Annotated in this window: 9 protein-coding genes; 2 read left to right on the top strand and 7 right to left on the bottom strand. The window is 41.5% G+C overall.

The genetic code is table 11. The annotated features are described in order from the left end of the window. Position 1: 1 nt before the first annotated feature. From MJO53_RS00405 to MJO53_RS00395, 3 genes are read right to left on the bottom strand one after another with little or no spacing between them, the layout of a single operon-like run. Positions 2–619 (bottom strand): TMEM175 family protein, encoded by a 618-nt coding sequence (locus tag MJO53_RS00405; RefSeq protein WP_224836607.1) that lies wholly within the window; start codon positions 617–619, stop codon positions 2–4. 7 nt (positions 620–626) lie between these two features. Continuing rightward, complete coding sequence (locus MJO53_RS00400) at positions 627–2150, bottom strand: nuclear transport factor 2 family protein (protein WP_252080000.1); 1524 nt, start codon at positions 2148–2150, stop codon at positions 627–629. After that, the gene (locus tag MJO53_RS00395; protein ID WP_252079999.1) at positions 2147–4357 is read right to left on the bottom strand and encodes a bifunctional alpha,alpha-trehalose-phosphate synthase (UDP-forming)/trehalose-phosphatase; all 2211 of its coding nucleotides are present in this window, start codon (positions 4355–4357) and stop codon (positions 2147–2149) included. Before MJO53_RS00395 ends, MJO53_RS00400 begins: the two co-directional genes overlap by 4 nt. 103 nt (positions 4358–4460) lie before the next feature. Between MJO53_RS00395 and MJO53_RS00390 the strand changes: the two genes are divergently transcribed. Then, positions 4461–6260, top strand: coding sequence for a glycoside hydrolase family 15 protein (locus MJO53_RS00390; RefSeq protein ID WP_252079998.1), 1800 nt, complete (start codon positions 4461–4463; stop codon positions 6258–6260). A gap of 64 nt (positions 6261–6324) precedes the next feature. On the opposite strand, the gene MJO53_RS00385 is transcribed toward MJO53_RS00390, so the two are convergent. The 4 genes from MJO53_RS00385 to MJO53_RS00370 all read right to left on the bottom strand — a co-directional run bounded on the left by MJO53_RS00385 (position 6325) and on the right by MJO53_RS00370 (position 12294). Further along, the gene (locus MJO53_RS00385) at positions 6325–8133 is read right to left on the bottom strand and encodes an acyl-CoA dehydrogenase family protein (RefSeq protein WP_252079997.1); all 1809 of its coding nucleotides are present in this window, start codon (positions 8131–8133) and stop codon (positions 6325–6327) included. 22 nt (positions 8134–8155) lie between these two features. Continuing rightward, positions 8156–9346: an acetyl-CoA C-acyltransferase gene (locus tag MJO53_RS00380; RefSeq protein ID WP_224836612.1), complete on the bottom strand. Its 1191-nt coding sequence runs from the start codon at positions 9344–9346 to the stop codon at positions 8156–8158. Between the two features lie 77 nt (positions 9347–9423). Then, positions 9424–11829 (bottom strand): 3-hydroxyacyl-CoA dehydrogenase/enoyl-CoA hydratase family protein, encoded by a 2406-nt coding sequence (locus tag MJO53_RS00375; protein ID WP_252079996.1) that lies wholly within the window; start codon positions 11827–11829, stop codon positions 9424–9426. A 15-nt stretch (positions 11830–11844) separates the two neighbouring features. Continuing rightward, complete coding sequence (locus MJO53_RS00370) at positions 11845–12294, bottom strand: MarR family winged helix-turn-helix transcriptional regulator (protein WP_252079995.1); 450 nt, start codon at positions 12292–12294, stop codon at positions 11845–11847. A 195-nt stretch (positions 12295–12489) separates the two neighbouring features. On the opposite strand from MJO53_RS00370, the gene MJO53_RS00365 reads away from it, so the two are divergent. Continuing rightward, positions 12490–14325 (top strand): BspA family leucine-rich repeat surface protein, encoded by a 1836-nt coding sequence (locus MJO53_RS00365; protein ID WP_252079994.1) that lies wholly within the window; start codon positions 12490–12492, stop codon positions 14323–14325. Positions 14326–14420 lie beyond the last annotated feature (95 nt).

Genomic DNA, 14420 nt, shown 5'->3' with positions numbered 1-14420 from the left:
ATTACAGGGAGTTGTTTTTCTTTTGAAAGTACATGGCGTGAAAATAACAAATAGGTCCTAAAAGCGTATATAGTATTCCGGGGAGACCGTAATATAATCCAATTTGAAACTTGGCAATGATAATGGAAACGAAGGCGACAAAAACAAAAATTCCAAAATGCCGTGCATAAAACAAATGTAATTTATTGCCTGTCCCATTCTTCTTGTATACTCTTAGGTACATTAGGGAAAAACACGTAAAAATCAACAAAAACCCAAGGCTGTACAATTGAAATAACGAAGAAAAATCGTCTTTGTTGATTTGTAGCGTCCCCGTCCATGAATTGATCAATGATTTGAGCGGAAATATAAAGTAAAGAATCAAAAATAGGAGAACCGTATTTAAGCCAATGATCATATTGTCCATGTAATCTGATCTTCGGAAAAAATTATAATGAACGGACCAGAGCCCTACCAGTGCAAAAAAGCTTACCGAAAAGCTCAAAAAGACTATCCAATCTACCTGTAAAATGGAATTTTCCGCTTGCGTTCCCACAGAAACTACCAAAAGGGTCGCGGCAAAAGCAAATACCGCATCGCTAAAGGCTTCAATTCTACTAATGTTGTGCGGTAGTTTCATGTATTTATTATTGGATAAAGGTTACTTTGCTAATTTCGCCATTTTCTACTTCATAAATAGCAATGGCCTCTAGTATCCTTCCATTTATAGTTGCCGTTTCTTCGTCTATCACCTTGTTTCCGATCACGATCCTGTTTTTTATACTGGCATGTAGGTCGGGGGTGTTTTCAAAGAGAGCACTGTATTGTTGTTCCAGATTCGCCCTGCCTTTTAGGTTTAATGTATTGGGGTAGCTGTATATCTCTATCTGGGGTGCATAGGTGGTGGCAAATGCCTCGATATCCCTTTTATTGTAGGCGTCCAGTTGTTCTTGTACGATACTTTCGGCATCGGTAAGAGGACCATCGGGGAATATAAAGGTCATGTATTGGATTTTACCATTCGCCACTTGGTAGATAGCGACTTGGTGCCCGTCCCTGCCGTCCACTTTGGTAATTTCCTCATCTATAATGGTGTTGCCCAACACTATGCGATTTACAACTTTAACGTTAGATGTTTTTACGTTCTCGAAAAACCTTTGGTAGTTCTCGCGCATTTTTGATTTTCCTTGGTACATAGGCTCATCCGGAAATTGTAGAACACGCACATTTTCGGAAAAACAAGAGACAAAATCATCTAAGTCCCTATTGTTAAAAGCTTCTACCTGTTTTTGGATTATTTTGGCAGGCGACCCTTCGGCAACAAAGGCCAATCTTTTAGCTTTAGGGCTTATGGCGATTCTACTAATATTGTTGATTTCTTCTTGATTGAATTCCATTATGGTTTCCCATTCCGCGCCTTCGTCCAATTCGAGACGTAGCAATTCTTTGTTGAATCCCGTAATTATGGTTTGGGTGCCCAACCAAGCTATATCCTCCTGATTTTGGTAAGTGTCGATTATCTTTTTTATTTCACCAGTAGTAGGGTTTAAGGATAAAATTTCCCACTTCTCGCCCTTTTTTCCAACAAAACTGACCAGATCGGATTCGGGGATGTTGTGCAAAGAGCGCCCAACATTTTTATGGACGATTCGGTGTGTGCCTGTTTCAACATCCACGATTACAAGATCCATACGATTATCCGTTAAAACCGTAGCGATCAGGGTAGATGGGTCGTACCATACATGATAACCAATTTTTAAGTCTGTTATTGGTGTGGATTCCTGTGTCTGTAAATTGTAAGCATATAGGCGTTGTAAGCCATCCACATCCAGTCGTATGGCGGAAAATGCATTCTTTCCGGGAATACGTAGCGGAGAATATTCACTGCCGGCCTTTGTATAGGTCAACCACTTTGATGTGCTTCCTTCTTTAACATTGAATTGAAGAACATCGGTCTGGTCCTCCCGGGTTGATGCAAAAAGGATGGAATCGTCGTTCCAAAACGAAGGTTGATTGTCGTAACCATTGTTGTTCGAAATGTTTTTTGGGTTGGTCAACAGGGGTTTGCCCTCTTTTATTTCTAGATCAAAAAGATATACCTCTGTCTCCACTTGGGACCATCCTAAGGTAACGGAGAACAACAAGCAAATGCTCAATAAAACTCGTGTCATGGCTTTGTAAAACGTTTCAATAATTGCCTTACCCTTGTGGTATTTTCCACATGGTACTTGGCATGTGTTTTTTTAAGACCGACTTTGACCGTAATTGCGGTCTCCGGTAGTTCTTGGAACATAAATTCGTCCGTCCAATCATCACCAATGGCAAAAACAAAGTCATAATCGTCTTCGGTTAACATACGAGTGGCGGCCCTTCCTTTGTTCACATTACTGTTTTTTATTTCCATTACCTTGTTCCCGTTGAGCACGCTAATATCGTCGTTGCCGATTAAACTTCGAAGAACGGTATTGAGTTCCGTGGCCCTCTTATCCCCGAAATCCGGGTCGGTATTGCGGTAATGCCAAGCTAAGGAATAGTTTTTTTCCTCAATAAACGAGCCAGGTGTCCGATCTACAAAAGATTCGAGCACAGGTCTTATTTTGCCCATCCATTCTCCTTTAACCTGTTCCAACATCTTAAACTCGTCCCCGTTTTTGGAAATCCATACACCATGCTCTACTATCATATTATATTTTTTGGGCAAGAACCATCGGCCAAAGGTCTGTTTGTCCCTCCCGCTTATTAAAAAAACAGTAGTGTTTTCTTGGTTGTGCAAGGCATCTAAAAGTTGGTACAATTCTTCGTCTGGAGATGCCTTTTGTGGGTCTTTGTGGAAACCTGTCAAGGTCCCGTCATAATCCAAGAACAATAATCGTTTCTTGGATTTTTCATATTCATTTTGAATGGAGGACAATATGCCGGACGACATCTTTTCGGAAATAAAAGCTTTGCCCAGATCTCTGTTCTCTTGCAATGCACTCATAAATTCATTGGCCCAAACCTCTACATTGTAGCGTTCCAATCTTTTCTGAAGAAAAGTGTTACGGGATATTTGCTCTTCCAAAGGCATATTAAAGGCTTGCTTAAGTGTATCTGCTTGTTGTTCAAAGTTATTCGGATTTATCAACAGAGCTTCGTTCATTTCGTAGGCCGAACCGGCCATCTCGCTTAGAATCAGTACCCCAGACTTATCTGTTCGGGTAGCAATATATTCTTTGGCCACCAAATTCATTCCATCTCTAAGGGGTGTCAGCCATGCAATGTCGCTGGATGTATATAGGTCTATCAGGCTTTCAAAGGGAAGGGAACGATAGAAGTACCAAATAGGTGTCCAGTTCACCGTGGAAAGCTCACCATTTATTCTTCCTACCAGTTCGTCCACCTCTTTTTTTAATAATTGATATTGTGGAACGTTGGAGCGGGAGGGAACGGCAAGTATGATCAATCGGACTTTTTCCTTGTATTCTGGATACTTTTGAAGAAAGTACTCGAATGCGTTGATTCGCTTTGCTATTCCTTTACTATAATCGAGTCGATCTATGGATAGGATCAATTTGGTATCCGGGGCCGATGCTTTGTGGTTGTCCAAACGAACTTGTAGATCACTTCGGTTTTCTTTACTTTTTGAATCATGGTTAACAGCGGCATCCCTAAACTTTTTGTAGTCGATTCCCATGGGGAAAGAATCCACTTTTATGACCCTATTGTCCAGATAGATCTCGTTGAAGCTTACATCCAGACCGATCAATCTGCGGACGGAGCTCAAAAAATGCCTTTCGTAATCGTACGTGTGGAAACCGATAAGGTCCGAGCCCAACAATCCTTCCAGGATTTCTTCACGCCAAGGCAGGGTCCTGAAAATTTCGAAAGAAGGAAAAGGAATGTGCAGAAAGAAACCAATGGTCGTATCCGGTCTTTTTTCGCGGACCATTTGGGGAACCAACATCAATTGGTAATCGTGGACCCAAATAGTATCGTCTTCACTTGAGTTTTCTATAATGGCATCGGCAAACTTTTGGTTTACGGCCTTGTAGGTTTCCCAATAGGTTAATTCAAACTCGGAATATTCCAAAAAATAGTGGAACAAGGGCCAAATGGTACGGTTACTGAATCCATAGTAGAAACCATCCACTTCCTTTGCATTTAGTTTTACCTTGGCACACCCATTATCCTGCAATGCTTTGTCTATTTCATCCTCGAGCCCATCGGGAATATCCTCGTCCGTGAGCCCGGACCAACCGATCCACAGACTTTCGCCACCACTGTGCACAGATTTCATTCCAGTGGCCAAACCTCCAACACTTGGTACTGCATTGAGCGATCCATTGCTAATTTGTAATTGAACGGGTAGCCGATTTGAGATTATGATAGTTTTGCCCATAAAAGGATGATTTTTGAGGTGTTTTAATTTTTTGTTTCTTTAAAAATCGGGAAATTAGATCGCAAAACCAATTCATAAGAACCCTTTTGAGACTTTTTGACCTATGGACAACTTGAATTACGGAATTATTGGAAATTGTAGGAGTGCGGCATTGATTTCCAAAGAAGGCTCCATTGACTGGTGCTGTTTGCCGCAATTTGATTCAGCTTCGGTGTTTGCGAAGCTACTGGATGAAAAAAAGGGTGGGAGTTTTGAGATATTAACGGGCGATAATTATAAAATTGATCAACAGTACCACAAGAACACCGCAATATTGGTAACGCGGTATGCCGATGGCGAAAATGTATTTGAGGTACACGATTTTATGCCCCGTCACCATAAGATGAACGGGAAATACATGGCCCCTCCGGAAATAGTCCGGTACATAAAGTATGTGTCCGGAAGTCCCAAGGTTCAATTTAAGTACAATCCAAAATTGGAATATGCTGTAGGTGAGACCGAGCTTTATATTAAAGAAGATTTTATTGCCAGTCTAACCCATGAGAGTAAATACGACACATTGTTCCTCTATACTTCTTTTAATAAGAAACATATATTGGAACAAAAAGAAACCACGCTTAAGGAAGATGGGTATTTTTTGATTTGTTACCATGAGAAAATATTAAAACCTACCACCCAAAAGATTGCTTTGGAACTGGAACGGACCAAAGTTTACTGGTTGGATTGGGTGGATAAGACCCCTACTTACAAGAAATTTAAGGATCAGATAATTCGAAGTGCCATCACTTTAAAAATGTTGACCTACGACAAAACAGGAGCAGTGTTGGCGGCAGCCACTACGTCGCTTCCCGAGACCATAGGGGAGGTTCGTAATTGGGATTACCGATTTTGTTGGATTCGCGATGCTTCAATGGCGATCAAGGTTGTATCCGAATTGGGACATAAAAATTCCGCCAAAAGATTTTTACAATTCATAATCGATCTAATGCCGGATAAGGATGAGAAGCTCCAGATCATGTATGGCATCAACAAAGAAAAAAAGCTGACCGAAATATCCTTGGACCATTTGGATGGTTATAAAGGATCCAAACCGGTAAGGGTGGGTAATGCAGCTTATATGCAAAAACAGAACGATATCTATGGGATTTTGATGGATGTGATTTATGAGCAGCTACGAAATTTTAGCAATGATTTGGAAAATGGCGAGGAGTTATGGAACATTACCAAAGGTATTGTTTGGATTGTTGGCAAACACTGGCAGGAGCCGGACAAGGGCATTTGGGAGTTTAGGGGAGAGGATAGACATTTTACCTTTTCCAAGGTGCTCTGCTGGGTAGCTATAGATAGGGCTATAAAGGTTGCCAAAATGTTTGGTAAAACCCGAAAATTGGAACGTTGGACCGCCCTTGAACAAGAAATTAAGGAAGATATCCATAAAAATGCCTGGAACAATGACATTAATGCTTTTGTACAATCTTATGGTTCAAGACATTTGGATGCCTCCGTTCTGTTGATGGAACCTTATGGGTTTATCCATGCAAGGGACCCAAAATATGTGAGCACGGTTAAGGCCATAGAAGATGGTCTTAGCAATGATGGTCTGTTGTATCGTTATAAGAACGAAGATGATTTTGGACTTCCTTCATCATCCTTTACCATTTGCACCTTTTGGTTTATCAATGCATTGTTCAAGATAGGCGAGGAAGAAAAGGCTCTCGAGTATTTTGAACGACTTTTGGGCTATAGCAACCATTTAGGATTGTTTAGTGAGGATATCGATTTTAAGACCAAGCGGTTGTTGGGCAATTTTCCACAGGCCTACTCGCACTTGGCACTTATTGAATGTGCCATCAATTTTTCTAATAAGCAAAAAGATGAGCGGATATTGGAATCCATAGGGTAATAAAAAACGCCCCGATCGGGGCGTTTTCCAATTGTGGGTTCATAGATCCCGGCAATTATTTGAATTAGTCAAAGGTATACCCATTGTCCGCGGCAACTTTGTCGGCAATCTGAGTCCTTAAATTGACCACGTTGGGTTGGTTCGTGTACTTGGTAAAGCGTTTTAGCCCCATAAGCATCATGCGTTGCTCATCTCCTTCGGCAAAAGAAACTATAGCCTCTTTGCCTTTTTGTTGAATAATGTCCACCGCTCTGTACAAATAGAGTTTGGACATTGCTATTTGTGCTTTTTGGGAATCTTCACCAAAGCGTTTTGCGTTTTTCTCTGTTCTTAAAATTGCGGATTCGGCCATATATACCTGAATCAAAATATCGGAAGCTGCCATCAACAACATTTGATGTTTTTCCAAATCCGGTCCGAATTTTTGAACGGCGCTACCGGCAATCATCAAGAACACTTTTTTTAATCGAGCCACTAGGTCTTTTTCTTCTGAAAAAAGTTCTGAAAAATCAGGTGTATCGAAAGATGGAATACCCATAAGCTCTTCACCAACAGCAGTTGCTGGGCCCAACAGGTCCACATGGCCTTTCATGGCCTTTTTAACCAACATTCCAACGGAGAGCATTCGGTTGATTTCGTTGGTACCTTCATAAATTCTTGCAATACGCGCGTCTCTCCACGCGGATTCCATTGGGGTATCGGCGCTAAAGCCCATTCCCCCGAATATTTGGATACCCTCATCCGTGGTGTGCTGAACATGCTCGGAAACAGCTACTTTCAGAATAGAGCACTCGATGGCATATTCTTCAACACCTTTAAGTTCTGCTTCTTGGTGTGAGTTGCCACTGGCTTCGCGAATCGCAATTCTGTCTTCAATATTTTTTGCAGCTCGGTAGCAAGCGGCCTCGTCCACGTAAGCATTGGTGGCCATGTCGGCAATTTTAGCTTTGATAGCTCCAAAATTGATGATGGGTGTTTTGAATTGAATGCGCTCATTGGCGTATTTGGTTGCTTCTCCGATTACTCTTCGTTGTGCTTCCAAACATGCCGCGGCCAATTTAATTCTACCTACGTTCAAAGCATTCATGGCAATCTTGAATCCATTGCCTCTTTCGGACAGCATATTTTCGACCGGAACCTTGGTCTCGTTGAAAAATACTTGGCGGGTAGAGGAGGAGTGGATACCCAACTTCTTTTCTTCATCACCTAAACTGATACCGTTTTCAGGGTCGTTCTCAACAATGAACCCGGTAATGTTCTTGTCATCCTCGATACGAGCGAATACAATGAACAGATTACAGAACCCTGCATTGGAAATCCACATTTTCTGTCCTGAAATGCTGTAATATTTACCGTCTTCGGATAACACGGCCTTGGTTTTGCCGGAATTGGCGTCGGAACCTGCTCCTGGCTCGGTTAAGCAATAGGCCCCAAACCATTCTCCCGTGGCCAATTTGGGAACGTATTTTTGTTTTTGCTCTTCGGTCCCGTACAAGGTGATGGGCATGGTCCCGATACCAGTATGTGCGCCGAAAGCTGTACTAAAAGATCCTGTTGCACCGGAAATGTAGTCGCAGACCAACATAGTGGATACAAAACCCATTCCCATACCACCATAGGCTTCAGGAACCGCGATGCTCAAAAGTCCAAGTTCGCCTGCTTTTTTCATACACTCCTCGGTATAGGCATAGTCTTTTTGCTCGAACCGCTCCCAATGTGCCCAAAGTTCGCGATCTACAAACTCCTTGGAGCTTTCGCGCATCATTTTTTGTTCTTCGTTCAGGTCCTCAAGGGTGAACACGTCCTCACATTTGGTCTCCTTGACCAAGAATTGACCTCCTCTCAGTATGTCTTTTTCTTTAGTATCGCTCATGATTTTTTGTTGTTTAGTATTTTTAATTAAGAAATTCGAATATACCTGCAGCACCTTGTCCGGTACCTACACACATGGTCACCATACCATATTTACCTTTCATGTCCCGCTTTCTCATTTCATCAAAAAGCTGTACCGATAGTTTGGCACCTGTACATCCAAGTGGGTGACCCAGGGCAATGGCCCCTCCATTAACATTAACGATATCTTGGTTGAGTCCCAACTCACGGATTACGGCCAAAGATTGTGAAGCAAAGGCCTCGTTCAGTTCGATAAGTTCAATGTCATTTTGTTTTAAGCCTGCCTGCTTCAAAGCTTTTGGAATGGCTTTTACCGGACCAATACCCATAATTCTTGGTTCTACACCTGCTGCAGCATAGTTTACCAATCTAGCTATGGGTTCCAAATTGAGCTCTTTGACCATATCCTCGCTCATTACCATTACAAAGGCTGCACCATCGCTCATCTGCGATGAATTCCCGGCAGTAACGCTTCCATTTGCGGCAAAAACAGGTCTTAATTTGTTCAAAGTAGGAATGTTGGTACCTTTTCTTGGTCCTTCATCCTTGTTTACTGTGTATGTTTTGGTTTCCTTTTTTCCAGCTTCGTTCACAAAGGTATGTTCCACTTCAATGGGCACGATTTGATCTTGAAAACGATTTTCTGCTTGCGCCTTCAATGCTTTCATATGGGAGTTGTATGCAAATTCATCTTGATCCTCTCTGGAAACCTTGAATTGTTGGGCAACGGCTTCTGCCGTAAGTCCCATTCCCCAATAATAGTCTTCGTGGCCTTCTTTCGCCGTGGCGTAATCGGGTGTTGGTTTGTAACCTCCCATAGGGATGTAGCTCATACTTTCAGCCCCTCCGGCTATGATGCAATCCGCCATTCCAGATTGGATTTTGGCCGTAGCAATACCAATGGTTTCCAAACCTGAAGCGCAATAGCGATTCACGGTAACACCGGGAACGTCTTCAATGTTGAGTCCCATTAATGAGATGAGCCTTCCCATGTTCAAACCCTGTTCGGCTTCGGGCATGGCATTCCCGACAATAACGTCGTCGATGCGTTTTTTGTCCAATTGGGGAAGCTCTGTCATCATATGCTCTATGGTCTCTGCGGCCAGTTCATCTGGTCGTTTAAACCTGAACAGACCTTTTGGGGCTTTGCCCACGGCTGTTCTATATCCTTTTACTATATATGCTGTTTTCATTTTTACTTTTGATTTTTAGGTTCAAGAAACAAGAGTCAGGATTTTGTGCCTTGGCCCTTTTGTCTTGATTCCTGTGTCTAGTTTCTCAATGGTTTTCCGGTTTTCAACATGTGTTGGATACGTTCCAGCGTTTTTCTTTCAGTACAAAGCGATAGAAATGCTTCTCGTTCCAAATCCAAAAGATATTGTTCGGTCACCATGGTAGCTTCAGAAAGGTCGCCACCGGCCATAACGTAGGCCAGTTTATCGGCAATCTTTTTGTCGTGCTCAGAAATATAATGTCCGGCTTCCATGGAATCGGTTCCTACCAAGAACATACCCAAAGCTTGTTTGCCCAGAACTTTTACATCTTTACGTTTTACAGGTTTGGTGTAGCCTGCATCTGCCATAATTTTGGCGTGTGCTTTGGCAGTTGCTATTTGTCGGTCTTTGTTTACGACGACTACGTCCTTTCCTTTTTGTAGGATGCCCAAATCAAAGGCTTCGTAAGCCGAAGTGGATACTTTGGCCATACCAATGGTCAAGAAATACTCTTGTAGTACGTTGAGTTCTACGTCATTTTTCCTGAAAGTATCGGAAGCGCGGAGTGCCATTTCTTTAGATCCACCACCGCCAGGGATCACACCTACGCCAAATTCGACCAAACCAATGTAGGTTTCGGCAGCGGCCACAACTTTATCTGCATGCATTGAAAGCTCACAGCCACCACCCAAAGCCATTCCGTGCGGTGCGGCTACGGTTGGAATGGATGAGTATCGCATGCGCATCATGGTATCTTGGAAGTATTTTATGGCCATGTTCAACTCATCGTATTCTTGTTCCACTGCCATCATAAAGATCATACCGATATTGGCCCCTACGGAGAAATTGGCAGCTTGGTTCCCTATGACCAACCCTGCAAAATCCTTTTCGGCCAGATCAACAGCTTTGTTCAAACCAGCGAGCACATCACCTCCAATGGTGTTCATTTTGGATTGGAACTCGCAGTTCAGGATTCCGTCACCTAAATCTTCGATGACAACTCCACTGTTTTTAAAAACCTCCTTGGTTTTTCGGATGTTGTCCAGAATAATGAACGCATCTTGACCTGGAACTTTTTCCATTGTCTTTTTGCTGATATCATAATAGTAGGTTGCCCCATCTTTTACGGTGTAGAATGAATCCACACCTGCGGATTTCATGTCGGCAATCCATAAAGCGGGCTCCAAACCTTCGGCTTTGATGAATTCCAATCCCTTTTCAAGGCCAACGGCATCCCAAATTTGAAACGGACCATGTTCCCAGCCGAAACCGGCCTTCATGGCATCATCTATTTTGTATAGCTCATCCGAAATTTCAGGAATACGATGGGTTACATAAGCAAAAAGGGCTCCAAAACTCTTTCTGTAAAACTCTCCGGCCTTATCTTTACCGCCTACCAATACGGGAAAACGCTCTATGACTTTATCAATGGTCTTGGTTAGCTCTAAAGTTGCAAACTTTGCACTTTTTTTAGAACGATAATCCATGGTGTCCAAATCCAACGTGAGGATTTCGCTTTTACCATTATCGCCTTTTACTTTTTTATAGAATCCTTGACCTGTTTTGCTTCCCAACCATTTGTTGTCCATCATGGTTTTGATGAAATCGGGCAGCTGGAACAGTTCGTGACGCTCATCGTCCTTACAGTTCTCACTGATTCCGTTGGCCACATGTACCAAAGTATCCAAACCAACCACATCCACCGTGCGGAAAGTGGCGGATTTTGGACGACCGATTACGGGGCCTGTCAATTTATCCACTTCTTCCACTGTCATGCCCATTTCTTTTACGGCATGAAACAGACTTTGAATGCTGAAGATTCCGATTCGGTTCCCGATAAATGCGGGAGTATCTTTAGCCACCACGGAGGTTTTGCCCAAGAATTGTTCACCATATCCGTTCAAGAAATCCAAAACCTCTTTTGAAGTTTTAGGTCCAGGAATAATTTCAAAAAGTTTTAGATATCGAGCAGGGTTAAAGAAATGTGTTCCGCAGAAGTGTTTCTGGAAATCCTCGCTTCTTCCTTCGCTCATAAATTTAATAGGGATACCGGAAGTGTTTGAGGTAATCAAGGTTCCCGGTGTGCGGTGTTTGTCCAGATTCTCGAACACTTGTTTTTTAATGTCCAAGCGTTCAACGACCACTTCAATGATCCAATCCACATCCGCCACTTTGGAAATATCGTCTTCCAAGTTTCCTGTGGTAATGCGATCTGCGAATTTTTGATGGTAAATAGGAGAGGGTTTGGATTTTAAGGCAGCGGTCAAAGAATCGTTTACCAAACGATTACGAACCACCTTGTCTTCCAATGTAAGTCCCTTGGCTTTTTCCTTGTCGTTCAGTTCGCGAGGAACTATATCCAACAATAGTACCTCGACCCCAATGTTAGCAAAGTGACATGCAATGCCACTGCCCATTATACCGGAACCGATTACGGCAATTTTGTTTATATGCCTTTTCATGTGCGAGTTTGAAATTTAATTATTAGTTGTTTTTGAATATATTTTTTTGTCGGTAATAAGCTTGTTTATTGTGCTCATGGTCTTAAAAAAAACATTTAGATCTTCTTCTGGTACATGCTCTTTGACAACCTCGTTGAACCTGAGAACTACCTCTTTGGATTCCTCCCGTTTTTCAAGGCCCAAAGGGGTTAGAAAAATTAGGACTCCGCGCCCATCCTTTGGGTTTCGTTTTCTTAAAATGTATCCTTTTTGCTCAATATTCTTTAAGATTCTTGACAAACTTGTAGCTTCCATTCCCATTTTAGGGCCTAATGTGGTACTTGGAGTACCCCCTTTTGGATCCATGCTCAAAAGGGTAAACCCGATGGCCATGGTAAGATCATAGTTTTTAGCTTCCTCATTGTACATTTTGCTTACCGCCTGCCAGGTAGCCCTAAGGGCGTGATCAATGGTCAAATCTTTCATAGAACTGGTTTGGTGTTCTCAAATATATAAAAATTTATTATGCATGCATAATAAATTTAGGTTAAGTGTACCTGCTTGTGAAGAAAAGGGTGATTGCTTCATTCATCAACTCAGAATGGGCATTGGTCAGATCAGGTGTGTAATATCAAATGGAATATAGGATATTGCTAATATCTATTCACATAAACATTAACTATGAATATCAAAAAATTATGTAGTGCGATTATTTCGTTGGGATTGCTATGGTCCTGTAGTAAGGATGATGGTCCGGAACCAGTAAAAAACAATGCTCCCGTTATTAAAGCACAGACTTTTAGTGTCGATGAAGATATTACGGACGATGCAACCATCGGGATTGTTAAGGCAACCGATGCAGATCAAGATGAGTTGACGTTTAATATTGAAGACAATGATTTGTTCGAAATTGATCCCGATGGAAAGCTTAGTTTAAAAAGCGGACAGACTTTGGACTATGAAGCAAAAGTAGAGCACATTATTAAAGTTACTGTATCTGATGGGGTTGATAAAAAAGAAGCGAACATCACCATTACTGTAACCAACGTGATTGAAAGTTTAGCAGAGGACCCGGATTCATTTGTTACTTTATGGAATATCCCTGAAGATAATTTTGAAATTATTATTGGCACAAACCCTGATTATGAATATAATTATATCATAGATTGGGGAGACGGTATTCAAGAAGAACTTTCAATCCAAAACCCTAGTCATACATATTCATCCGCAGGGGAATATAAAGTATCTATTCAAGGGATTTTTCCTGCTATAAAAATGGCACATAACGACCTAATTAATATTGAAGGTCTTGAAGTACTAAAAAGTTTGATTGGTTTGGAGCAATGGGGAGCAATTAATTGGGAAAGTCTAGATAAGGCATTTTTGATTTGCGTAAACATGGAATACCATGCATCCGATGTTCCAAACTTGCAAAATGTTGAGGATATGTCAGAGATGTTTGCAAATTATAATTTACCTGAATGGAATTTTGACTACCCTTCTGTTTTTAATGGAGATTTAAGTAATTGGGACGTAAGCAATGTGACCAATATGGGGAGGATGTTTGCCAGGGCAAAATCGTTTAATTCAGATTTGAGCAGTTGGGACGTTAGTAATGTTACTGATATGAGTGGAATGTTTAGTGGTGCGGAGTCTTTTAATTCGGATTTAAGCAGTTGGGATGTAAGTAATGTTAATAATATGTCAGGAATGTTTTTCGCAGCAGAATCCTTCAATGCGGATATAAGTGGTTGGGATGTAAGTAATATAACAGATATGGGAAGTATGTTTGCATCAGCAACATCGTTCAATTCAGATATTAGTGGTTGGGATGTAAGCAATGTTAAAGACATGTCATTTATGTTTTACCATGCAGGTGCTTTTGAGGCAGATATTAGCACTTGGGATGTAAGCAGTGTAACAAATATGTCAGGAATGTTTAGTTATCACCCCACCTTCAATGGAGATTTGAGCGGGTGGGATGTAAGCAATGTTACAGATATGAATACAATGTTTGCGGGTGCAGAATCATTCAATGAGGATATAAGTGGTTGGGATGTAAGCAATGTCACCAATATGGCAATGATGTTTCCAGATGCACTTGTATTTAATGTTGATATAAGTGGCTGGGATGTAAGTAATGTGACACAAATGGATGCAATGTTTGCTGGTGCCAGTTCATTTAATGTGGATATTGGCAACTGGGATGTAAGCAATGTTACGGATACATTTGCAATGTTTGCCGAGGCCAGCAAGTTTGACCAAGATTTAGGTAGTTGGAATATAGAAAATGTTATGCTAATGAATAACATGTTCGATAATAGTGGTATGTCTTCGGATAATTATGGGGCAACCATATCGGGGTGGTCTAATTTGGAAAATACTCCTGAAGACATTTCCTTAGGTGCAAAAAATATACAGTACTGCACAAATAGCGAAGCAACAACAGCGCGTGAAACTTTAATCAATGATTATGGTTGGACTTTTGATGGTGATATAGGTGTCGATTGCAATTAATCACAACATTATACTTTAAAGGAAAAACCAACGGATTTCCGTTGGTTTTTGTATTGCTAGGAACTATCTTTTGAAAGATTTTTCACCCCGATATT

This window comes from Flagellimonas marinaquae, from assembly GCF_023716465.1.
GTDB lineage: Bacteria > Bacteroidota > Bacteroidia > Flavobacteriales > Flavobacteriaceae > Flagellimonas > Flagellimonas alginolytica.
The sequence above is the reverse complement of the archived record's forward strand: the minus strand, read 5'-3'. Positions and strand labels throughout refer to the sequence as shown.

Coding starts and splice junctions, on each gene's coding strand:
- MJO53_RS00400 (WP_252080000.1), bottom strand. CDS start 2,150: ATGACACGAGTTTTATTGAGCATTTGCTTGTTGTTCTCCGTTACCTTA.
- MJO53_RS00365 (WP_252079994.1), top strand. CDS start 12,490: ATGAATATCAAAAAATTATGTAGTGCGATTATTTCGTTGGGATTGCTA.
- MJO53_RS00380 (WP_224836612.1), bottom strand. CDS start 9,346: ATGAAAACAGCATATATAGTAAAAGGATATAGAACAGCCGTGGGCAAA.
- MJO53_RS00390 (WP_252079998.1), top strand. CDS start 4,461: ATGGACAACTTGAATTACGGAATTATTGGAAATTGTAGGAGTGCGGCA.
- MJO53_RS00395 (WP_252079999.1), bottom strand. CDS start 4,357: ATGGGCAAAACTATCATAATCTCAAATCGGCTACCCGTTCAATTACAA.
- MJO53_RS00375 (WP_252079996.1), bottom strand. CDS start 11,829: ATGAAAAGGCATATAAACAAAATTGCCGTAATCGGTTCCGGTATAATG.
- MJO53_RS00370 (WP_252079995.1), bottom strand. CDS start 12,294: ATGAAAGATTTGACCATTGATCACGCCCTTAGGGCTACCTGGCAGGCG.
- MJO53_RS00405 (WP_224836607.1), bottom strand. CDS start 619: ATGAAACTACCGCACAACATTAGTAGAATTGAAGCCTTTAGCGATGCG.
- MJO53_RS00385 (WP_252079997.1), bottom strand. CDS start 8,133: ATGAGCGATACTAAAGAAAAAGACATACTGAGAGGAGGTCAATTCTTG.